This window comes from Leucothrix arctica (assembly GCF_003172895.1).
Taxonomy (GTDB): domain Bacteria; phylum Pseudomonadota; class Gammaproteobacteria; order Thiotrichales; family Thiotrichaceae; genus Leucothrix; species Leucothrix arctica.
Genome location: NZ_QGKL01000029.1, coordinates 116,937 through 137,695, shown reverse-complemented (window position 1 = coordinate 137,695; position 20,759 = coordinate 116,937). Strand labels below are relative to the sequence as shown.

The 20,759-nt window shown below is 43.9% G+C and carries 19 protein-coding genes; 10 read left to right on the top strand and 9 right to left on the bottom strand.

Going from position 1 to position 20,759, the window contains the following annotated elements:
• Positions 1-6 precede the first annotated feature (6 nt).
• The 3 genes from DKT75_RS09730 to DKT75_RS09720 form a co-directional block, all read right to left on the bottom strand.
• Positions 7-777 (bottom strand): AMP nucleosidase, encoded by a 771-nt coding sequence (locus DKT75_RS09730; RefSeq protein ID WP_109823233.1) that lies wholly within the window; start codon positions 775-777, stop codon positions 7-9.
• Positions 778-1,006: 229 nt separating this feature from the next.
• Positions 1,007-1,657, bottom strand: coding sequence for a sugar transferase (locus tag DKT75_RS09725; RefSeq protein ID WP_109823232.1), 651 nt, complete (start codon positions 1,655-1,657; stop codon positions 1,007-1,009).
• A 250-nt stretch (positions 1,658-1,907) separates the two neighbouring features.
• Positions 1,908-2,564 (bottom strand): DUF3047 domain-containing protein, encoded by a 657-nt coding sequence (locus DKT75_RS09720; protein ID WP_109823231.1) that lies wholly within the window; start codon positions 2,562-2,564, stop codon positions 1,908-1,910.
• A 121-nt stretch (positions 2,565-2,685) separates the two neighbouring features.
• Between DKT75_RS09720 and DKT75_RS09715 the strand changes: the two genes are divergently transcribed.
• On the top strand, positions 2,686-3,759 hold the full coding sequence (locus tag DKT75_RS09715; protein WP_109823230.1) for an aminopeptidase: 1,074 nt from the start codon (positions 2,686-2,688) through the stop codon (positions 3,757-3,759).
• Here DKT75_RS09715 and DKT75_RS09710 read toward each other — a convergent pair.
• Complete coding sequence (locus DKT75_RS09710) at positions 3,748-4,689, bottom strand: metallophosphoesterase (protein WP_109823229.1); 942 nt, start codon at positions 4,687-4,689, stop codon at positions 3,748-3,750. The two genes, DKT75_RS09715 and DKT75_RS09710, sit on opposite strands and share 12 nt — an antisense overlap.
• 157 nt (positions 4,690-4,846) lie before the next feature.
• Here DKT75_RS09710 and DKT75_RS09705 point away from each other — a divergent pair, with 157 nt between their 5' ends.
• The 7 genes from DKT75_RS09705 to DKT75_RS09675 all read left to right on the top strand — a co-directional run bounded on the left by DKT75_RS09705 (position 4,847) and on the right by DKT75_RS09675 (position 12,800).
• On the top strand, positions 4,847-5,188 hold the full coding sequence (locus tag DKT75_RS09705; protein WP_109823228.1) for a DUF2853 family protein: 342 nt from the start codon (positions 4,847-4,849) through the stop codon (positions 5,186-5,188).
• 105 nt (positions 5,189-5,293) lie between these two features.
• Positions 5,294-7,246, top strand: coding sequence for an ATP-binding protein (locus DKT75_RS09700; protein WP_211665333.1), 1,953 nt, complete (start codon positions 5,294-5,296; stop codon positions 7,244-7,246).
• Complete coding sequence (locus DKT75_RS09695; protein ID WP_109823227.1) at positions 7,224-8,576, top strand: sigma-54-dependent transcriptional regulator; 1,353 nt, start codon at positions 7,224-7,226, stop codon at positions 8,574-8,576. Before DKT75_RS09700 ends, DKT75_RS09695 begins: the two co-directional genes overlap by 23 nt.
• A 198-nt stretch (positions 8,577-8,774) precedes the next feature.
• Entirely contained in the window at positions 8,775-9,758 is a 984-nt protein-coding gene (locus tag DKT75_RS09690; RefSeq protein WP_109823226.1) for a TRAP transporter substrate-binding protein, read from the top strand.
• A gap of 85 nt (positions 9,759-9,843) precedes the next feature.
• Positions 9,844-10,359, top strand: a complete 516-nt coding sequence (locus DKT75_RS09685) for a TRAP transporter small permease (protein ID WP_109823225.1) — start codon at positions 9,844-9,846, stop codon at positions 10,357-10,359.
• 3 nt (positions 10,360-10,362) lie between these two features.
• A complete protein-coding gene (locus DKT75_RS09680) occupies positions 10,363-11,667 on the top strand; it encodes a TRAP transporter large permease (RefSeq protein ID WP_109823224.1) in 1,305 nt (434 codons plus the stop codon).
• A 59-nt stretch (positions 11,668-11,726) separates the two neighbouring features.
• Positions 11,727-12,800, top strand: a complete 1,074-nt coding sequence (locus DKT75_RS09675; RefSeq protein ID WP_211665331.1) for a TRAP transporter substrate-binding protein — start codon at positions 11,727-11,729, stop codon at positions 12,798-12,800.
• Between the two features lie 16 nt (positions 12,801-12,816).
• Here DKT75_RS09675 and DKT75_RS09670 read toward each other — a convergent pair whose 3' ends face one another.
• Both DKT75_RS09670 and DKT75_RS09665 read right to left on the bottom strand, forming a co-directional pair.
• Positions 12,817-14,436 (bottom strand): glycerol-3-phosphate dehydrogenase/oxidase, encoded by a 1,620-nt coding sequence (locus tag DKT75_RS09670; RefSeq protein WP_109823223.1) that lies wholly within the window; start codon positions 14,434-14,436, stop codon positions 12,817-12,819.
• A gap of 171 nt (positions 14,437-14,607) precedes the next feature.
• On the bottom strand, positions 14,608-15,687 hold the full coding sequence (locus tag DKT75_RS09665) for a CNNM domain-containing protein (RefSeq protein WP_109823222.1): 1,080 nt from the start codon (positions 15,685-15,687) through the stop codon (positions 14,608-14,610).
• Positions 15,688-15,853: 166 nt separating this feature from the next.
• Here DKT75_RS09665 and DKT75_RS09660 point away from each other — a divergent pair, with 166 nt between their 5' ends.
• The gene (locus DKT75_RS09660; RefSeq protein ID WP_109823221.1) at positions 15,854-16,267 is read left to right on the top strand and encodes a GFA family protein; all 414 of its coding nucleotides are present in this window, start codon (positions 15,854-15,856) and stop codon (positions 16,265-16,267) included.
• Positions 16,268-16,306: 39 nt separating this feature from the next.
• Here the strand turns inward: DKT75_RS09660 and DKT75_RS09655 are convergent, their stop codons facing one another.
• The 3 genes from DKT75_RS09655 to DKT75_RS09645 all read right to left on the bottom strand — a co-directional run bounded on the left by DKT75_RS09655 (position 16,307) and on the right by DKT75_RS09645 (position 19,734).
• Positions 16,307-18,139, bottom strand: a complete 1,833-nt coding sequence (locus DKT75_RS09655) for an ABC transporter ATP-binding protein (protein WP_109823220.1) — start codon at positions 18,137-18,139, stop codon at positions 16,307-16,309.
• Positions 18,140-18,295: 156 nt separating this feature from the next.
• Positions 18,296-18,817, bottom strand: coding sequence for a thermonuclease family protein (locus DKT75_RS09650; RefSeq protein WP_211665330.1), 522 nt, complete (start codon positions 18,815-18,817; stop codon positions 18,296-18,298).
• Positions 18,814-19,734, bottom strand: coding sequence for a DMT family transporter (locus DKT75_RS09645; protein ID WP_109823219.1), 921 nt, complete (start codon positions 19,732-19,734; stop codon positions 18,814-18,816). The genes DKT75_RS09650 and DKT75_RS09645 overlap by 4 nt, the downstream gene beginning before the upstream one ends.
• Before the next feature lie 154 nt (positions 19,735-19,888).
• Between DKT75_RS09645 and DKT75_RS09640 the strand changes: the two genes are divergently transcribed.
• Positions 19,889-20,758, top strand: a complete 870-nt coding sequence (locus DKT75_RS09640) for an alpha/beta hydrolase (RefSeq protein ID WP_158278829.1) — start codon at positions 19,889-19,891, stop codon at positions 20,756-20,758.
• The last annotated feature ends 1 nt before the right edge of the window (position 20,759 follow it).

Below are 20,759 nucleotides of genomic sequence, written 5' to 3'. Positions count from 1 at the left end.
TCGCTATTAAAAACGAAGATGTTTAACCGTAGCGCCTGCATTTTTCAACTCGTTTAGTGAGTCGATACCTATCTGCAAGTGACGGTTTGCAAAGTTCTCTGTAATAACTTGGTCGCTAGCTTCTGTCTTAACACCATCAGGAATCATCGGCTGGTCAGAAACTAGTAGCAACGCACCAGAAGGTATTTCGTTATGGAAGCCTGCAACAAATAATGTTGCTGTTTCCATGTCGACAGCCATGCAGCGCAGTTGACGAAGGTGCTCTTTAAAATCTTCATCATGCTCCCAAACTCGGCGGTTTGTAGTGTAAACCGTCCCTGTCCAATAGTCACAATTATGATTACGTATGGTGGTAGACACTGCTTTTTGCAGGCTAAAGGCAGGCAATGCAGGTACATCTCGGTGCATATAGTCGTTTGACGTACCTTCGCCTCGTACTGCTGCAATCGGGAGAATCAAATCACCCAATTCATTTTTTTGTTTTAGACCGCCGCACTTTCCTAAGAATAGGACAGCTTTCGGTTTAACCGCCGTTAGCAAATCCATGATGGTAGCAGCGTTTGCGCTACCCATACCGAAGTTGATAATGGTGATGTCATTAGCCGTTGCGCTAATCATGTTACGATCTTGACCATCGACCGGCACATCATTCCACTCAGCAAACAACTTAACGTAGCTACTAAAGTTGACTAACAAAATATACGAACCGATAGCGTCTACAGAGACGCCTGTGTAGCGAGGGAGCCAGTTTGAAACTATTTCTTGTTTAGTTTTCATTATTATTTCCTTATGTTGGGGTAACTGAACATTGATGAAACTCCACTGATAGAAGTTTGGCAAAAATGTAGGTGATTACTATACACCGAAATAATTAAATATGAAGGTAGTACTTAATTATCAAAGGGGTACAAATTACGGGTACAAAAAAAGCGACTAAGTCGCTGGGGAGGGTAGGTACCTTTGCTAAGTCATCCTTGACCTAACGAAGGGTTATATTCAAACAATTTTAGCGTGCGCCAAAACCAGTAAGAATAGTGTAGATCGTTTTTAAAGTGATCTGAAAATCAGTCATAAATGACAGATTACGGATGTAGTATAGGTCATATCTAAGCTTAGTCACTGTACCGTTTGCATCTGCAACATAACCTTGCTCAGTTTGCGCAAGACCAGTGATTCCAGGACGAACGATGTGACGAAGAGAGTAGTTAGGAATCGTTTGATTGAATTCGTTAACAAAACTTTCTTGCTCAGGACGTGGACCGATAATACTCATATCTCCTTTAACTACATTCCACATTTGTGGAAGCTCATCAACGCGAAACTTACGAATAAATTTCCCGACACGAGTTACTCGCATATCATCGCTTTGAGCGAACTGAGAACCGTGCTTTTCAGAGTCTGAAGTCATACTGCGAAACTTCAGCATATTAAATACCTTACCGTTCATTCCAACACGTTTCTGCCAGAAAAAGACGTTGCCTGAAGACTCTAGCTTAATTGCGATAGCCGTAAGTACCATAATAACAGCAATGAATGGCAGTACTGTGGTGATCGCAATAATGTCTAAGGCACGTTTGGTGCTTAAGTAGTTGCTTGGTAGACGTGAATCTATATCGTTTAAAGTGTAATTGTTTAAATCTGTTGTAGTAACACTCATATTTGTTGCTCCTTAGGATTCAACCCGTAGGTTGTTTCCAATGCATTATTTTAATTATTAGGACGTCTTATGTTGACGTTTGAAGCCATCTGGGGGGATTAAGCTTCATTAGTTGCACTGCTGTGAGTTAAATATAAGCCAAGGGGGATGGGAGCGCACCCCGAAATGGGATAAGTGGTTAATTCTAACTGAATAAAAGATGAGCGGTATTAGGCCAGTTTATCTAGCCTAATACCGTGTCTGAATATGATTATTTTGCGGTAAAATATATGTCGCCATATGAGGCAGCAGCAATGCCTTTACTGTTGTCAGCATCGGTCATAATCGCTACACCGTCGATAGAGCGCGGTGTAAAGCCATATAACTTCTGGAAGTCAGCAGCGACGTCTTGCTTTTCAGTTAACCATTGTCCTGGGCCGTTACGGCTGTCACGAACAGATAACATGCGTGCGTTACGAGGTAGGAAAGGGTTGTTCCACTTTTGGCCACGGCTGTCTGGCTTACTTGACCATACATAATTGAGTGCGCGTGTTTTCCATACAAACAAGCCACCATCAATAATTACGTAGACGCGTGCCGCATAATCATCACCGGCTTTAGTTGCTTCTTTTAGTGGTGGTAATGGGGTGTCAACTCGCCAGCTCCAGTTGAGAAATGGTGTCTTAGTGAGGTCTATTTTCTTACGTACACCAAGTGCTGACGCTGCGCCGTTTGTTGACTTTGCAGTCAGTACGTTGCGGTTGCCTTGGTATTTAATTTCATAGTTTGTTTTGCCAGCGAATTCTTTAACTTCCCAGCCTGCGATAGAGCCTTTAGAGAAATCCCCAATATTAACGCGTTCACCTTCTGCGAAAGCGACGTTAGCGGTAAATAATAGACTGGCAGCGAGTAATAGCTTACTTTTCATTGTTGTACACCTTTATTAATATTGTAATGTGTAAGACATCACTACAATCATTAGTTCATGTTGTTAACAGTTACGCGAACGAATCGTAGTCAGATGCGATAACCATAAGGGGCTAGGGGATATGAGTAAACGGTTGGTTAAGTTTATAGTGGGTGGTGGGGCGCTGCTGATTTTGCTTGGGCTGAGTGCGTGTGAGTCAGTGCAGTTTTATTCTCAAGCGGCCATCGGGCACAGCAAAATCATGCTTGGCCGAACGCCTATTACCACGGTTATTGAAGACCCCACGACAAAGCCAGAGTTAGCTCGTCGTTTGGCTATTATCCAGCGGGCACGCGTGTTTGCGGTGAGTGAGTTAAAGTTGCCTGATAACGGCAGTTATCGACAATACGTAGATCTTAAGCGGCCAGCAGTGGTTTGGAATGTTGTGGTAACTGAGGCTTACAGTACCAAGCCCATGCAGCACTGTTTCCCTGTCGCGGGCTGTGTGTCTTATCGAGGCTTCTTTGATAAGGCCGACGCTCAGGCCTTTGCCGACCAACTCAAGTCAAAGGGACATGATGTTGTGTTAAGTGGAGCATCTGCCTACTCAACCTTAGGGTGGTTTTCTGACCCAGTGGTTAGTTCGATGCTGAATCGTTCTGATCTTGATTTGGCTGGTTTAATCTTTCACGAGTTAGCGCATCAGCAAGTCTACCAAGCCGGTGATACTGCGTTTAATGAGTCGTTTGCGACAGCGGTTGAATTTATGGGCATTGAAAGTTGGGCTAAAACACAAGCGTCAGATAGTGAAGCGCTTATCTCAAAGTATCAGCAGACAAAGCAGCGCAATAAAGCAGTCGTCACGTTGATTCTTAAGCACCGTCAATTACTGGCTGAGGCTTATAAACGCACAAATACCACAGATAAGGATGCGTTAGCCAAGGTTAAAAAAGATGGCTTTGACGCCTTACGGGCCGACTATAAGCTATTGAGACAACAGGGTGGTGGCAGTGACGGTTATGACCGTTGGATTGCTAAGCCGCTTAACAATGCCTCTCTAGTGCTGTTTGGGGATTACCATGGTTGGGTATCAGCATTTGAAACGCTATTTGAGCGCTCTGGAAGTGATTGGTTACGTTTTTATGAGGCAGTAGAGGCGCTGTCAAAGCTATCTAAGGAAGCGCGTACTCAGCAACTTAAAGCGTTAAGACTCTAGGCGTGGTACACAAATAAACTTAGCCGAGTCTAACTTAGACTCACCATCCCAGCGATAGGCGCAGAGCTTGCCGTTACGCTTAGCGATACTGTAATCAACACAGGCAATATTGGGTGCGAGCAGCGCTGGCTCGTCTTGCATCCAGTAGTGCCCGATCAGTAGCGGCACTTCATCTTCTTCATAAATGATGAGGTGCTCGGTATCAATCGCGGTATCGTTGATATGTTCAATGTCACGAGCAGCGCCCATAAAGGCAGACTTATAGGTCGTGGCTTTATTATCCCACCAGCGGATTCTCATGTTGTCACGAGTAATGCCATTTGGGTCTGTGAATGTGTGGTTGTTTAGCAGCTTAATGGTCTTACCTTTGAGTAAGTTTTCCACCACATGGAATTCCCACTTGCTAGGGTCGTTACTGGCAATGAATAACGCTTCATCCATTAAGCCGTCAGCGGAGTAGGTTTCACTTATCTGATCAATACCTAACTGGTCCCAGCAGGCGTGAACAATGCGTAAATTACCTAAGTCTAACCAGAGCGGTAAAGTCTTAAACCAATTGATGACATCTTCATACTGTTCTGGGTGTTGCTCCATCGCTTGGAGAAAAGCACGGTGGTTACGCCTGTTTCTACTGGTATGTGCGCGTAAATAACCACCTTCGACTTTGTCAGGAGTTATGTAGGCGATAGCGTTGAATTCATGGTTGCCCATCACGGCATGTGCTTGATTGGCAGCGACCATTGCACGCACGGTGCGTATAGTTTCTAACTGCAGTGGACCTCTGTCGATGAAGTCACCAACGAAAATTACTTTACGGTTAGGGTGTTGATAGTAATCACTTTTTTTTGCGTAACCTAACGCTTCTAGCATAGAGATAAGCGTATTGTTGCAACCGTGAATGTCACCAATAATGTCGTAGTGCTGTGCCATGATTATTTTCGATATGTATACGTGTGTGACGTTAGCATACTCTTGTTTTAGGTGCAGCTTCTTATAGCAGAGTTAAGGTAGGGCATTGTATTTTTTGTACTGTCATAAAGAGTGATGTACAGTAAGCGCACCAATAAACTAAAAAACTGAGGATGTCATGAGTAAAAGAGATGATTTAATTGCTAAGTACGCAACGGATTTAAAAGAAAAATGCAAAATCACACCTGACATGGACTTTCTAACGAAGGTAACTATCGGTTGTGGCCCATCTATCTACAACAAAGATGCATCAACAGTTGCTGGTAGCGACCAGACTGAACTAGATACAGTAAAGAACAACTTCTTGATCAAGAAGTTAGGTCTTGCTGACGGACCTGAGTTGGACAAAGCAATTTCTGAAGTTATTGCAACCTACGGCAAATCAAACCCGAACAAGCATCGTGCAGTTATTTACTACATGCTAGCTAAGCACTTTAAGAAAGAATCAATTTACAGTTAATTTGTTTTGTTGAAGAGCCGCTACTTTCAGTTTTACTGGGTAGCGGCTTTTTTGTGCGCTCATCAATAGGATGGGGAAGCCCACTTTGCGATATAATCATTAGTCATGATGCTACCTGATAAAAATATAACGAAGGCAAAGTGGTTAGGAATTCGTGGTCGCTCATTCCTAGCGTTTGCGGTATTGACGGTATTCACACTGTTGGCAAGTAATGTTGGGTGGGTCTCTTACAATCGCATTGAACAAGAGTTAAGTCGCGTTGTTCAGGTGAATATGCACTCGTTGCAACTGATGGCTGAACTGAAAGAATATGGCACCAGCATAACCGTTAGAGCGCCTACACTGCTCGCGGCAAAAGATGAAAAAACACAGCAACAAATATGGCGTGATCTGAACCAGAACGTAGAAGCAATGTTGAGTCTTCTGCCACAAGCTTCCGACACGACGCCAGATAATCTAAATCAAGCAGCGATTGCTGCGCATATCAAAACCTTACTTGAGCCGCTAGAAAGGCTTAACCAAAACATTAGTAAACAACTTGATCTAGATAAGGCTAAACAAGCATTTAGTGAGGATCTACGGTGGCAAGCTGCTACTTTTGTCAGTGATATAGATAGCCTGATTAAGAACGCACAGCGTAAGCGACCAAGCCGTTTTGATTATAACAAGCAACCACGGCCACCCCTGTTGCTAGATGGCAGCTTAGAAGTGTTGTATCGCGTGAAAGCGGACTTTAACTTGCTGGCTAGTTTGATTGATCGCGTACAGCATTTACCTGACTTGAGTTCTTTTATTGCTACTCGTATTCACTCGGGTGAAGTTGTTGATAGCTTGAATAAAGACCTGACTCGCCTAAAGCGCCTAACAGGCTATAAGGGACTCAGACAGTCGATTACAGATCTGATGTTATTGGCCCAGGGCTCAAATAATATATTTTCAATACGTCGAGACGAGCGCTTAAACAAAGAAGATGGTCAGCTACAATTAGCGAAAATTCGCAGAGACTTGAATACACTGAATACCGAACTCAGTAAGCAGTCTCGACAAGCCGAATTAGCAGCACAAGAAGCTGCTCAAAACGTACAGGCAACGATTAAGCAAGGTCGTATTTGGGCGATATTTTTGGTGGGTGGCAGCTTGCTCTTTTCGATTCTGATCGTGTGGTTGTATATCGGGCACAATATCGTAGGGCGTATTACCACGCTGAATACTGCGATGAGATCAATTGCGAAAGGAAATTTAGAACAAGACGTCCCCGTTGGTGGTAATGATGAGATCGGCGCAATGGCGCGCTCATTGATGAGCTTCCGTGACCAGCTTAGCACCTTGCAAGAAGAGCTAGTACAGTCAGGTAAGTTGGCCGCATTAGGGCAGCTATCAGCGGGCATTTCTCATGAAATTAATCAGCCGCTGTTGGCGATTCGTCATTACACCCACAATAGCTCTCGTTTGATTCAGATGGGGCGTTTGAAAGAAACAGAGGAAAACCTGACGCACATTACGCTGCTAACGAAGCGCATTATTTCTACCATTACCCAACTAAAGTCATTGGCAAAAGGCCAGCAGGACAATGTGGTGGTGGTCGAAGTAAAACAAGCAGTTGATAATGCGATGTTGATGTTAAGTGGTCATAAAATACTGGCAGAAACTACCTTAGATATTGATAAATCAATTGCTAATACACAGGTATATGCAGATCCCGTTCAGTTAGAACAGGTCATAGTTAACCTCGTAACTAATGCTTTAGATGCAGTGGCTGATAACGATGAAAAGCGTATTCAAATTATCTGTGAACGACAGGATGATATTGTGGATATCAAGGTAAGTGATAATGGTAGAGGCATTGCCAAAGAGCTGAGAGGGCAGGTGTTTGACACGTTCTTCACGACTAAAAAACGTGGCCAAAATCTCGGTTTAGGTTTATCTATTTCTTATAATCTGGTGAAAAATTTTGGCGGTAAGTTAAGTATCGATACCGAGCAGGAAATCGGTGCGACATTCTGTTTACAGCTACCTCGACACACACAAGGAATTCATGAGCGATCTGGACAATCTTAATCAGGTCATCATTATTGATGATGAAGCAATCGTTCGCGATGCGATGCTGCAAACACTAGAGCTAGAGGGTTATCAGGCGAGCGCCTATGAAGATCCTAAAGACGGTATTGCTCAATGCTCAGTAACGTGGCCGGGCGTAATCATTTGTGATGTGCGTATGGATATCATGGACGGTATTGATGTATTACAGGCTATTTTAGACATCGACCAAGATATTCCCGTGATTATGTTTAGTGGGCACGCAGATATTGCCATTGCGATTCAGGCTATTCGTATGGGTGCATATGATTTTTTGGAAAAAACTAATGACTCAGAGCATCAGATCAACACTATTCAACGGGCGAGTAAAAAGCGTCAGCTAGTGTTGGAAAATCGAAGGTTGCGTCAAGCCGTTGACGGTCAACACGTGATTGAGTCACGCATGATTGGTCAAACGCCTCAGCTACAACGACTGCGCGAAATGGTGCTACAACTGGCGCAGGTAGATGTTGATCTCATCATCAACGGAGCAACAGGCACGGGTAAAGAGGTAGTTGCTCGGTGTTTGCATGACTTTAGCAGTCGTGCGAATAAGCCTTTTGTGGCAATCAACTGTGGCGCGCTGTCTGAATCGATTATAGAGAGTGAACTGTTCGGCCATGAGAGTGGCGCGTTTACTGGCGCCTTGAAAAAACGCATCGGTAAGATCGAATACGCTAATGGTGGCACACTATTTTTGGATGAAATAGAAAGTATGCCAGCATCACTACAAGTTCAAATGCTTAGGGTATTACAAGAGCGCGTGTTACAGCGCCTTGGTGGCAATACTGATGTGAATGTAGATATACGCGTACTGGCTGCCAGCAAAGTCAATTTACGAGAGGCGGCTGAAAAGGGTGAGTTTAGGGAAGACCTTTACTACCGCATCAATGTTGCCAGTGTGGATATTCCGACGTTGGCACAGCGAAAAGACGATATTCCTTTGTTATTTAAGCACTTCGTTGAGCAGTCGAGCCAGCGCTCTGGGCGCAAAGCGGAGCCTATTCCCAATAGTTTATTGCATCGTTTAAGCGGTAAGAGTTGGCCTGGTAATATACGCGAGCTTCGCAATGTCGCTGAGCGTTGGTTTTTAGGTTTACCAGTGAGCACTGAGCAAGATTCAGCGCCCGTTGTTGGGTCAGGTAACCTTGAAGAGAGTATGGATAAGCACGAGCTAGCAGTAATTGACGCTGCGCTAACTGAACATAATGGTCATGCAGAACAAACCGCTGAGGCTTTAGGGGTTCCCCGAAAGAAGCTTTATCTGCGTATGAAGAAGCATGGTTTGGATCGTAATGACTATCTTTCTTAGTGAGTCATTTTTGACTCAATGGCTTAAATATAACTGAGTCAAAATTGACTCAGTTAATGTGTTATTTCTTTTATTAAAATCTCCAGAGCAAGCAGTAACGGGCACTTTTAGACTTTTTTCAGTCTTGGCACAGCGCTTGCAGTTATGTTTTTAAGCAATGAGTTTTCGTTGCCGGAATATAATCTTTGGAGGATTTACATGAATTTTTTAACTCGCAGTTTGGTAACTCTATGTGTGTCTGCGTTAACAGTCGCATCATTTACTGCAAGTGCTGCTGATCGTTGGGACTTTCCAACACCTTATGGCGATGGTACGCACCACACTCAAGTAGCGCGTAGCTTTGCAGAAGAAGTTAATGCGAAGTCTAATGGCAAGCTGACCATCAAGGTTCACTCTGGTGGTTCTCTGATCAAACACCCTGAAATCCACCGTGCTGTTAAGTCACGCCAAGTTCAAATTGGTGAAGTCTTTATTGGTCGTTTGGGTAACAACGCCCCTATCTTCAAGTTAGATAATATCCCATTCTTAGCGACTGATTTTGACGGTGCTGAGAAGCTGTATAAAGCTTCAAAGAAAGAGCTAGAAAAGGCCCTTGATAAAGATAAGTTGATGCTGCTATATGCTGCACCTTGGCCAGCACAGGATCTATACACGCAAAAGTCTGTTGCAAGTCTAAGTGACTTAAAGGGCTTAAAAATGCGTGCATACAGCCCAACAACTTCGCGTCTAGCGGACTTAATGGATACAACCCCTGTAAACATTCCTTTCAGTGACGTTGCTCAAGCGTTTACTACTAACGCGATTGACGCAATGATCACCTCGCCAAGTACCGGTGTTAATGGTCAGAGTTGGGACTACATTTCAAACTTCACGACTATTCATGCTTGGATTCCAAAGAACATGACATTTGTTAACAAACGTTTCTTTGATGGTCTTGATAAAGAGACGCAGCAAGTGATTTTGACTGCTGCTGCTAATGCAGAAAAGAAAGGTTGGGCTCTAGGTCGTCAGCTGGCAGTTGAAGATACAGCTACTTTAAAAAAGAACGGCATGACCGTTGCTGAGCCAACTGAAAAGTTGCAAACAGAAATGCGTGCGATTGGTGAAGTTATGGTCACCGAATGGTTACAAGAAGCTGGTCAGACGGGTATCAACATTGTTAATGAGTTTAATGCTCAGTAAAGCCAACACGTCATAACCACAGCGACTCTGGGTTGTGAGTTGGTTACTCCCAGAGTCGTTTTTTTCTAGTTAATGGATATTGGCAATGCAATTACTGAAACGCTGTTTTTATTTCACATCTCTTTTTTTATCAGGTGCTTCTTTGGTTACGATGACGCTGCTTATTTTGGCGCAAATCGTGGCTAGATCGATGGAGTACGTGATTCCCTCATCCGAAGATTTTGCTGGGTGGTTATTGTCAGCAACCGTTTTTTTTGGGTTGGCTTTCACCTTTAACAACGGTGGTCATATTCGAGTGTCGATATTGCTAATACGATTATCGGCATCTACTCGCCGCATCCTTGAGATATTCAACCTGTTTATTGGACTGCTAATTAGTGGATTTTTGATGGTTTACACAATCTACACGGTTTATGAGTCTTACATTTATGAGGAAGTATCAGATACCTACTTAGCTGTGGATCTGTGGTTGGTTCAACTTCCTATGGCTGTTGGTTCCTTATTTTTATTCATCGCTATTTTGGATAACACTCTCGTTATGTTGAAAGGAAAGACCCCCGAATACCTCTCAAATGAAGAAAGCTTAGAGAGCATGGAGTAAATCATGGATATCACATTTATTGGCTTTATTTTATTCGTTTGCCTAATACTAATGCTGACCTCAGGTATTTGGGTTGCACTGACGCTAACAGGTGTTTCAGTCATAGGCTTATTGTTGATCGAAAATAACAGTATCGGCTTATTGCTGGGCACCTCATCTTGGAGTGCGATGACTAGCTGGTCATTGACAGCTCTGCCTTTGTTTATTTGGATGGGAGAGATCTTATTTAGAACGCGTTTATCACAAGATTTATTTGAAGGGTTATCGCCTTGGTTATCAAAGTTACCTGGGAAGTTATTACACGTTAATATTTTAAGCTGTGGTATTTTTGCGGCCGTGTCGGGATCATCAGCGGCTACTGCAGCAACCATCGGACGGATGACATTACCTGAGCTTAAGAAGCGTGGTTACAGCGAGAAAATGGCAATTGGTACCTTAGCGGGTTCCGGTACGCTGGGACTATTAATACCGCCGTCAATCATTTTGATTGTTTATGGTGTGTCAGCCGAAGTCTCTATTGCGCGTTTGTTTTTGGCAGGTGCATTACCTGGCCTAGTGTTGATCGTGTTGTTCATGCTTTACACTGTTATTTGGACTTTGCTCAACAAAGAGTCAAACAACACAGCGGATGAAAAGACCTATACCTTTAAAGAGAAAATCAACTCACTTAAAAAGTTGATCCCTATTATGATATTGATTGGTGGTGTTTTAGGGTCAATTTACCAAGGTTTTGCTACGCCAACAGAGGCTGCTGCTCTGGGTGTGGCAGGTGCGTTGTTATTATCTGCAATGCTGGGCAGTTTCAGCTGGGCAGGTCTTGGTGGCAGCATCGTTGGGGCGGTTAAGAATTCGTGTATGTTAGGTTTGATCCTTGTAGGCGCTCACTTTCTGACATTAGCAATGGGCTTTATTGGGATACCAAACGCACTAGCGGAGTGGATTGCAACCTTAGGTTTATCGCCAATTGGTTTGATTGTTTATCTGACGATATTCTTTGTGATTATGGGCTGTTTCCTAGATGGAATCTCGGTGATAGTGCTGACGACTTCGGTTGTATTACCTATGGTTATTCAGGCAGATATCGACCTTATTTGGTTTGGCATATTCCTAGTATTGGTCGTGGAAATGTCACAGATTACACCGCCAGTTGGGTTTAACTTATTCGTTATTCAAGCGCTCACTGGTAAGAATATTTTCTATGTGGCTAAAGCCGCCTTGCCGTTCTTCTTTATCATAGCCAGCGCTATCGTGATTATTACCCTATTTCCAAATCTGGTGCTTTACCTACCAACACTTATGTCCTCATAAGGTACTGGTCAGTAAGCAAAAATCAGGATACTCTGGGCTTAGTTTCCTCGGAGTATCCTATGGTTTTTTCTGTGATTTCCAATAAGCATGTCCGCATGGTATTACTTAGTTTTTGCCTGTTTTTTTGCCAGCTCTCTTCGGCATTCGCTGCTGAATCCGTCATTATTAAAGCGGTTGGCACATGGGGCTACTTCACAAATTACCAAAAACATGAGGGACCGTTCTGGAATGAACGTGTGGCTCAAGTTACCGATAAGCAAATTGTTAGTGAAATAACGCCGCAGACCGAATTGGATTTGCAAGGCATAGAGATTATGCGTCTAGTAAAGCAGGGCGTTTTTGATTTTGCATTTGGCCTGCCTGGTTATGTCTCTCCTGAAAGCGCTATTTTCGAAGGCGCTGATCTCTCATCTCTGACTCAAGATATTGATGTGCAGAGGCAAGTGTCCGAGTCTTACTTCCCTACATTGTCACAAGCGTTTAAAGAAAAATACAATGCTCAGTTGATGACACTTTACCCATTCCCTAGCCAAATGATTTGGTGCAAAAGTTTGGTGAGTGGTATCCACGATTTAAAGGGTAAGCGCATCCGTGTTTACTTGGAAACCCTAAGTGATTTTGTTGAAGGTGTTGGCGCGACTCCTGTCAATGCACCTTATAAAGAAGTGCCTGATGCCTTGTTGAATGGCTCAATAGACTGTGCGATCACTGGCACTATGTCAGCCTATACCACCCAGTTATATGAAATAGCACCTTATGGTTTTAAGTTGCGTGTGGGTTGGGGTTTAGCCTTTGGCGCGATGAATATGGACAAGTGGAATCTGCTAGATAAGCCGCTACAAACCACCTTACAAAACGAAATGAACAAGCTGACTGATGAAATGTGGCGAGAAACCGCAACCGAAGATGAAGTAGCCTTGGCCTGTTTATCAACGGGGCCATGTAGTTTAGGTGAGATTGGGAATATGACCTTGGTAGAGCCGTTGGCTGCTGATTTGGCGATAAGAGACAAGGTTGCACGAGATGTGATTTTACCAAGATGGGTGAAGCGCTGTGGCCCTGAGTGTACGGCTAACTGGAATAGAACGGTTGGGAAAGTGTTGGATCTAAGGGCAAGCATCAAGCCTGAATAATAAAGCTCAGTCTGCTTTAACGGCTACTCTCAACCGCATCGACATACTCTTGTAACTTCGCCTCTGCATCATCCCCAAAGAATATTTTGCAGGCCTCTTTCAGGCCGGGTGCGTCGATAATATCTTCATGACGAACCACTTGAGAAATCTTAGAGCGGCGACGCATAAAGTCTTCTAGCTTAGTTATCATTTCATGCTGTGCGGTGTACTCAATCTCACAGCGTAAATATTCTGCATTTTTCATCAAGCGTTGTGCCTTGCTGGAATCACGACGAATGTCTTCCAGAAGCTCTAAAGAACGACCACCATAACGACGCCACAAGCGCTGTGTTAATGGCTCAGATGATCCTTCAACCGTGTATGCGTCAAGCTCCATTAGTTTAGCTTGATGATAAAACTCGTCGCGAACGGCATCACTATCTTCGCCATACCATTTGAATTTTTCATGCGGTAACTCGATTCCCATATCTTTGACCAAGTCAGCGATTTCATTACCTACATTTATGCAGTCCGTTGTTTTACCACCGAAGATGCTGATGTGTTGGTCTGCCTTGTTCTGATCAACTGCATGCTTACGTGATAACTGCACCCAGTTCGCAATGCCGTCACCGCCTTTTTGAGCTAAAGGACGCACACCACAACGTTCCGCGATGATGTCTTTCTTAGTCACTGGTGTATCAAAGTCGAGTAGCGAGTTTATGTTTTCGAGAACGAACTCACGGTCTTCTTCAGTCACGCTGACATCAGGGCTTTGCACTTGAGTGTCGGTTGTACCAATCGATGTTTTGTTACCCATTGGAATAACAAAGAACAAACGACCGTCACTGGCAAAGAATGCGAGGATCTTCTTCTGCTCCGTCACACGGTCAATGATCAGGTGAATACCTTTCGAGAACAGGTGTTGATGTTCAGTTTTTTGCTCAGTGATCTTGTTATGCGTATCAACATAAGGGCCACAGGCATTGATCAATACTTTTGAACGGATTGTGAATGTTTCGCCTGTCATATTATCGCGTGCTGAGACTTTCCAAATGCCATTTTCACGTACCGCATTTTGTGACTCAACGTAGTTAGCAGCAACGCAGCCGTAGTTCATGCTAGAACGAATGAAGTTAAAGACAAATCGAGCATCATTGTCATAAAGGTAAGCATCAGAATACTCGAAGCCACCTTCAGCATTTGATGTGTTGATCGCAGGCTCGCGTTTCTCTATTTCTTTAACGCTCATGTAGTCAGGGCGTTGAGTAAAGAAACGGCCAATCATCCAGTAAAAAATAGTGCCTAAGTAAACGAACTTTGTAGGGAAACGAAACCCTTTAGCAATCGTTGTTAAGAACCGAATTTCTTTGACGGTGGAAGGGTAGCTGCGCATGAGATGGTTACGGCTTTTACATAACTTGTTAACCAGTAAATACTCGTGAGACTCAAGGTATTTGATACCGCCCCATGCAAGGTTTGATGAGTTGGAACTTGTGAGTCCAGCAAAGTCACCACGGTCTATTAATGCAACCTTTGCACCTTTTGCCGAGAGTGAAGCTGCAGAAACGGCGCCGTTTATGCCACCACCTAAAACCAGTACATCAAAGACGTGATCTTCTTTTTTTAGGCGTTCGATATTGCTTGTTCTTAAGTTCATGAGGTGGCCACGCGTAATAAATATTTACATAAGAGTATGTTCGCTTTGTTTCGTTTTATCAATATTACGTTCGTTTCAGTATGGGTAAGCTACTAAACTCATTCACAAACGAGTGACGCCAAACCTGAATAAGTGATTATTCAAGCTAGGCGTATGACTCAGTCTGACTAATTAAGGCGATTTTTCTTCGCTTTCAATCAAGCCATACTTAGCTGCACGTGTCTTCCAGCGCTTTCGCGCAAGTTCACGCATGTCTGAGGTGTTATCCATCTCATCAACGATTTCACGACCTAACATTGTTTCAATCACATCTTCCATTGAAACAATGCCATCCATGCCACCAAACTCATCAACAACGACTGCGATGTGGTCATTCTTCTCTAAAAAGTCATTAAACAAATCAGGGATAGGATAGTTTTCAGGAATCAAGGGAATAGGGCGTTGAATCTCTGATATCAGCAAATGACCTTCGTTATCTAGCATTTTTTGCAGTACTTCATTTTGTAAAATGAAGCCTTGAATATGATCAGTGTGCCCCGTCTCATAAACAGGAATACGGGAGAAACGTAGGTTAGGGTGCAGCTTGTAGAAGTCTGCAATCGTTTGACCAGCATCTGCCTTTATAACCACCGTGCGAGGCGTCATAACGTCACTTGCTTGTACTGTATTGAACTGTAGGAGGTTGTTGATCAGATGTGACTCTGATGACTCAAAGACACCTTCTTTCGTACCTAACTCCGTCATGGCTAAGAAGTCAGAACGAGTAAACACCGCATCTACTTTTTCTTTCTTAAGCATCTTAGTTAGCAACTGGCTGAACCAAACTAGCGGATAAAGTGCTTTGATAAGAAGTGTCAGTGACTTGACGGTAAAGTTAGACAGCTCTTTCCAGTAGTTAGCACCCAACGTTTTAGGGATCAGCTCAGAGAAAACCAAAATCGCAAACGTCATAAACGCTGGCACAACAAACCCAGTAATAATCGGGTTTGAGTCTGCCCAAATTTGTGCTGCTTGAGCACCTACACCTAACGCACCAACAGTATGTGCAATCGTATTGAGTGTGAGAATCGCAGCAAGTGGCTGGTCGATATTCTCTTTAAATTCTTGTAACTTGCGGCCAACAGCCGAGCCTTCTTTAAGTTTGATCTGCGCGTATGACGGCGTGATACTGAGTAAAACCGCTTCCCATAACGAGCAAAGGAATGAAAATAATAGAGCGATAAAGAAGAAAATAATGAGCAGAGAGATCATGGGCAAGGCCATCGTTTATTTTAATTACAGTTATTCTAACGCAAAGAGTGCTGCTCGGAAAAAAATAATCATATATAGAATTTCACACGCTTTATTCGTTGTTAATGAGGTATCTTAGCGACAGTAATACCAGCGTCATAAATATCGAAAATATAAGGAGAGAGTAATGTCTGAAGCAATCAAAGGGAGTTGTCTGTGTGGCGAAGTGAGCTACGAAGTATCCGGTAAGTTTAAAGGCTTTATGTTGTGTCATTGCACGCGCTGCCAAAAAGCCAGCGGTAGCGCACATGTTGCCAATATTTTTACGGCACCAGAGAACTTAAAAATAATTTCAGGTGAGGCTAATATTAAACGCTATGACCTTCCAAACCCTCCTGCTTTTGGTAAATGTTTTTGTTCTAACTGTGGCTCAGTTGTTCCTTATTTAAATGGTGCGGGTACTGCTGTCATTATTCCTGCCGGAACGTTGGATGAAGACCCAGGTATTCGACCTAAGGCAAATATCTTTTGGAAAAACCGGGCAGGATGGTTTGATGATGGTGTCAAGGCAGCATGCCATGACGAGTTTCCGAGTAAATAATTCACAGCCGCTATATATGTTATAGCGGCTCTTTTATCTTTAGCCTTTAGCTAAGAATCCACCCGATTGTCTAGCCCACAGCTGTGCATAGAGACCACCTTGATCGAGTAACTCTTGGTGGCTCCCTATCTCCAAAATCTTACCTGCATCCATCACCACCAAACGATCCATGGCTGCGATAGTCGATAAACGATGAGCAATAGCAATAACCGTCTTTTTCTCCATCAAGCGCGTTAGCTGACTTTGAATCGCTTGCTCAACTTCTGAGTCTAGTGCTGAGGTTGCTTCATCCAACACCAAAATAGGCGCGTCTTTTAAAATCACTCGCGCAATCGCAATACGCTGACGTTGTCCGCCGGATAGTTTTACACCACGCTCACCAACAAGTGAGTCATACCCACGGTTACCCTGTGGGTCAACTAGCTGCGGTAAGAATTGATCAACTTCAGCAAGCTTAGCGGCTTGTATGATTTGTGCCTCCGTCGCATCCGGCTTGCCATAGCTAATATTATCTCTCACAGAGCGATGCAGTAGCGACGTGTCTTGTGTCACCATCGCAATCTCAGCACGTAGGCTTTGTTGAGTGCACTTCGAAATATCTTGGCCATCGATTAAAATACGGCCAGAGTTAACATCATAAAAGCGCAACAGCAAGTTAACTAAGGTTGACTTACCTGCACCCGAGCGTCCAACGATTCCAATTTTTTCGCCCGCTTTAATACTCAGCTGGAACTGCTCAATCACTTGATTATCTTCGTTGTACTTAAAGCTCATGTTATCAAAAGTGATGGCACCTTGTGAAAGTTTGAGCGGCTTAGCACCCGCCACATCAACGATCTCATGGGGTTTAGAGATGGTTTCAATACCGTTTTGTATCGTCCCAATTTGCTCAAACAAGGCATTGATGGTTCTTAGTATCCAGCCTGACATCTGGTTGACACGCATAATCAATGCATTAGCAATCGCAATCGTACCGACACTCACCGCGTCTGTTTGCCAAAGGTAGATGGAAATAGCTGCGGTACTCGTGATGAGGAAGGTGTTCAATACTGTCAACACCACGGTCATATTGACAATAGCGCTCATCAAACTATGAAATGCATTGGCTAGTTTAATGAGGTAGCCACCGGCGTGGTGATCTTCTTGCTGGTCAGTGGCGAACAACTTAATCGACTGAATATTGGTATACCCGTCAACCATCTGCCCTAAAAATTGAGAGTTGGCTTCTGACACTTGAGCCGAGCGGCCTCGTACTGAAGGCACCATAAATACGATGACTAAGGTATAGCCCACAATCCATAACACCACTGGTACTAGCAGTCGCCAGTCCACGTCGGTAAACAGCCAAGCAATACCCACTAAGTAGACGACGAGTAACCAAACTCCATCAATGACATTAAGTACCGCTTCACGTGCGGCGTTACCCGTTTGCATAACTTTTTGTGAAATGCGTCCTGCGAAATCATTTTGGAAAAATGACAGACTTTGTCTGACGACATAACGATGATTGTGCCATCGGATACGACTACCCAAATTGACGACGAGTGCAAAACTAATGAGCGCTCGAGCAATCAGTAAGGAAATGGGTCTGATGACGGCAATGACCACCAACATCCAAATTAACTCAGTGCTATGTTCTTGGAAAAAGGTCGCAGGATTACCCACTGTCATCCAATCAACAAGGTTACCAAGGTACAAATAAAGCATCAGCTCTGTCCCTGTCGCAATACCAGAAAACAGTAACGTGGCAAAAATGACGCCCTTAATTGGCATGAGGTAATAACGAAGAAAAGCAAAGACCGTACTAGGCGGTTGGCTAATGTCATCGGGCCCTTTTGGGTCGAGCAATGTCGAGAAATATTTAGTCAGCATGAAGCGTTTTTACCATATGTTTATGAAAAGTCCTACTGTTAGCTAGGGTAAATATAGGGGGGGATTATAAAGCTTAGATTAAACCTGACTCAGCTTATTAAACTAAAGATAGATAGCCTGTGTGTAGATGGTAATTTCGTCTTCACTGTTTAGCGGTTACCGACGACGCCACTCCCATGGCGCAATGGCACGTCTGTCTTTCCAAAGCCCAAGACGCTTCTTCTTTGCGTAGGTTTCAGCGTCCGCATACTTTTCACGGTCCGACTCACTTTGTTCTTTTTGGTAGGCTTTGTAGTGCCAAGCTAAGCCTGCTTTAACGATGGACAAGTTGACGTCTTCATCATTAAATAAAATCACCCCAACTAAACGCTGATAGCGGTCTTTTTTATACCATCCTACACAGACGACTTCGTTTGCTATTTTGTCAGATAAAAACTGCTTAGCCATGTTGCCATAAGGCTGCTTACGCTCTGGCGTATCAATCCCTGCTAGGCGTATTTTGTGTTGCACGTTATCGCGATCTAGCACGATAATGCTGTCGCCATCGGCAAGTTTTACGACTTTCCCTTCCAAGTTACAATTGGGGCGCGGCACATCAAATACATTGAACAAAAACGATAGTATGACGGAGACCGCGGTGAGCATGACCACCCACGACAGATACTTGATTGTCTTCATGCCGTCTTAAGTACTTTTTGCTTAGTCTTTAGGTTAGCCAAGATTAAACCTGACGCAACTAAGGTCATGCCGATGTAGTGATAATTCTGTAGCTGCTCGCCTAGTACCAGCGTCGAAATAGTCAGACCAAACGCAGGAATTAGGTGAATGAATTGCCCAGTTCTGTTTGCACCTAGGCGACTCGCGGCATTGTTCCAAAATAGGAATGCGAGTAACGAGGCGAAAATGGATACGTAAGCAATACTGCTAACCGAGGTGAGTGTGACAGGCATCGTTTTAAAAGTGAGTGACTCGAACACGTAAAAAGGGGCAATCAGCATGATCCCAATCACCATGGTATAGCCTAGTATCGGAACACCTTTAAGGGCGGCAGGAAGCTTTCGTAGCAGTGCGGTATAAAGTGCCCAGCAGGAAACAGCCAGTAAAATCCATAGGTCGCCTTGGTTAAAATGAAGCCCTGCAAGCGCAGTGATATCGGCCTTCACTAAGATAGCACCTACACCTGTCAGGGATATCAAAACACCTACCCATTGCATGAGTGTTGACCGGTCACCGAAGATCAGCGTGGATAACAAAATTATTATTATGGGGCACACCGACTGCATGAGTACGCCGTTGATGGCCGTCGTACTTTGTAGCCCGATATAGACCAGACTGTTAAACAGAGTTACGCCCAGTAGCGACAGGAAAAACACCAGACCAAAGTGCTGCTTCATCAACTCCCAGCTTTTTTTCATGGGGCGGTAAGCAAAAGGAATGAAGATGATAAAGGCAATGACCCAACGCCAAAAAGACAGCCCCATCGGGGGAACATCTCCCGATATTCCACGCGCAAGGTTAAAGTTTCCAGCCCAAAAAAGTGTGGTAAGCACGAGTAACAGATAGGGAGATAGGCGATCTAGGTAGTTAGTTTTCATTGCACCGTGCCACTTGTTGATGGGTATCTTTCGATACTAACGACTAATCTTTGATAAACCAAACGGTGTATTTAAAATATATAAGGTATGTTTATTATCTTTTCTTTGATGAGTGCTATCTTTACTTAAACTACTGTGGATGTTGGGATTTAATATGCGAAAAAGAACGTTATGTATTACTCGTCTTTTATTAGTGCTTGGAAGCAGTTTGCTGTTTCTATCTGCATGCTCTTTTAACCCTGCTGATCTAATCAACGGGAGTCTTTCGGAAAATCACTATACGGTGCAGTCGCTTAACTACGGCAAATCTTCGCGTCAAAACATGGACATCTACCGTCCAAACGTAGATCTAGGTAAAACGCCTATCGTCTTTATCTACGGTGGTGCGTGGCGTACTGGCGCAAAATCGGACTACAAATTTATTGGTCATGCACTGACGCAGTTAGGCCACCCCGTTATTATTCCTGACTACCAACTGTTCCCCGCAGTGAGCTTCCCTGTGTTTATTGACGACGTTGCGAAAGCAATCAAAGCAGCTGAGATAAAGTCACCACAATTGATTGGTCGACCGATGAATGAGTTCATCTTGATGGGGCATTCGGCAGGGGCGCACAGTGCGGCGTTGTTATTTACAGACCGTCGTTACTTAAACAAAGAGCGTGTGAAGAGTCGCGTTGCGGGGTTAATTGCACTGTCTGGACCCTATGACTTAACCTTGGAAAACCCTGAGGTGAAGGATGTATTTGCCAATGCTCAAGGGCGATCGCAGCCAATTGACTATATCCGCCCAGGTTTAGCGCCGACGTTGTTATTGCATGGTGGGGCTGACACTCGAGTATTGCCATATCACACGCAAACATTTGCTGAAGCGCTAGGGGCTAAAGATAATTATGTCGAAATACAGATGTACCCTAATATAGGTCATGTCATTATTTTGGGCGCTATCGCACAGCCACTTCGCGGTCGTGCAGACAGTTTCAAAGACATAGCAGGCTTTTTGTCTCGATTGCCTAGTTTGCGTTAAT

Coding starts and splice junctions, on each gene's coding strand:
- DKT75_RS09730 (WP_109823233.1), bottom strand. CDS start 777: ATGAAAACTAAACAAGAAATAGTTTCAAACTGGCTCCCTCGCTACACA.
- DKT75_RS09725 (WP_109823232.1), bottom strand. CDS start 1,657: ATGAGTGTTACTACAACAGATTTAAACAATTACACTTTAAACGATATA.
- DKT75_RS09720 (WP_109823231.1), bottom strand. CDS start 2,564: ATGAAAAGTAAGCTATTACTCGCTGCCAGTCTATTATTTACCGCTAAC.
- DKT75_RS09715 (WP_109823230.1), top strand. CDS start 2,686: ATGAGTAAACGGTTGGTTAAGTTTATAGTGGGTGGTGGGGCGCTGCTG.
- DKT75_RS09710 (WP_109823229.1), bottom strand. CDS start 4,689: ATGGCACAGCACTACGACATTATTGGTGACATTCACGGTTGCAACAAT.
- DKT75_RS09705 (WP_109823228.1), top strand. CDS start 4,847: ATGAGTAAAAGAGATGATTTAATTGCTAAGTACGCAACGGATTTAAAA.
- DKT75_RS09700 (WP_211665333.1), top strand. CDS start 5,294: ATGATGCTACCTGATAAAAATATAACGAAGGCAAAGTGGTTAGGAATT.
- DKT75_RS09695 (WP_109823227.1), top strand. CDS start 7,224: ATGAGCGATCTGGACAATCTTAATCAGGTCATCATTATTGATGATGAA.
- DKT75_RS09690 (WP_109823226.1), top strand. CDS start 8,775: ATGAATTTTTTAACTCGCAGTTTGGTAACTCTATGTGTGTCTGCGTTA.
- DKT75_RS09685 (WP_109823225.1), top strand. CDS start 9,844: ATGCAATTACTGAAACGCTGTTTTTATTTCACATCTCTTTTTTTATCA.
- DKT75_RS09680 (WP_109823224.1), top strand. CDS start 10,363: ATGGATATCACATTTATTGGCTTTATTTTATTCGTTTGCCTAATACTA.
- DKT75_RS09675 (WP_211665331.1), top strand. CDS start 11,727: ATGGTTTTTTCTGTGATTTCCAATAAGCATGTCCGCATGGTATTACTT.
- DKT75_RS09670 (WP_109823223.1), bottom strand. CDS start 14,436: ATGAACTTAAGAACAAGCAATATCGAACGCCTAAAAAAAGAAGATCAC.
- DKT75_RS09665 (WP_109823222.1), bottom strand. CDS start 15,687: ATGATCTCTCTGCTCATTATTTTCTTCTTTATCGCTCTATTATTTTCA.
- DKT75_RS09660 (WP_109823221.1), top strand. CDS start 15,854: ATGTCTGAAGCAATCAAAGGGAGTTGTCTGTGTGGCGAAGTGAGCTAC.
- DKT75_RS09655 (WP_109823220.1), bottom strand. CDS start 18,139: ATGCTGACTAAATATTTCTCGACATTGCTCGACCCAAAAGGGCCCGAT.
- DKT75_RS09650 (WP_211665330.1), bottom strand. CDS start 18,817: ATGAAGACAATCAAGTATCTGTCGTGGGTGGTCATGCTCACCGCGGTC.
- DKT75_RS09645 (WP_109823219.1), bottom strand. CDS start 19,734: ATGAAAACTAACTACCTAGATCGCCTATCTCCCTATCTGTTACTCGTG.
- DKT75_RS09640 (WP_158278829.1), top strand. CDS start 19,889: ATGCGAAAAAGAACGTTATGTATTACTCGTCTTTTATTAGTGCTTGGA.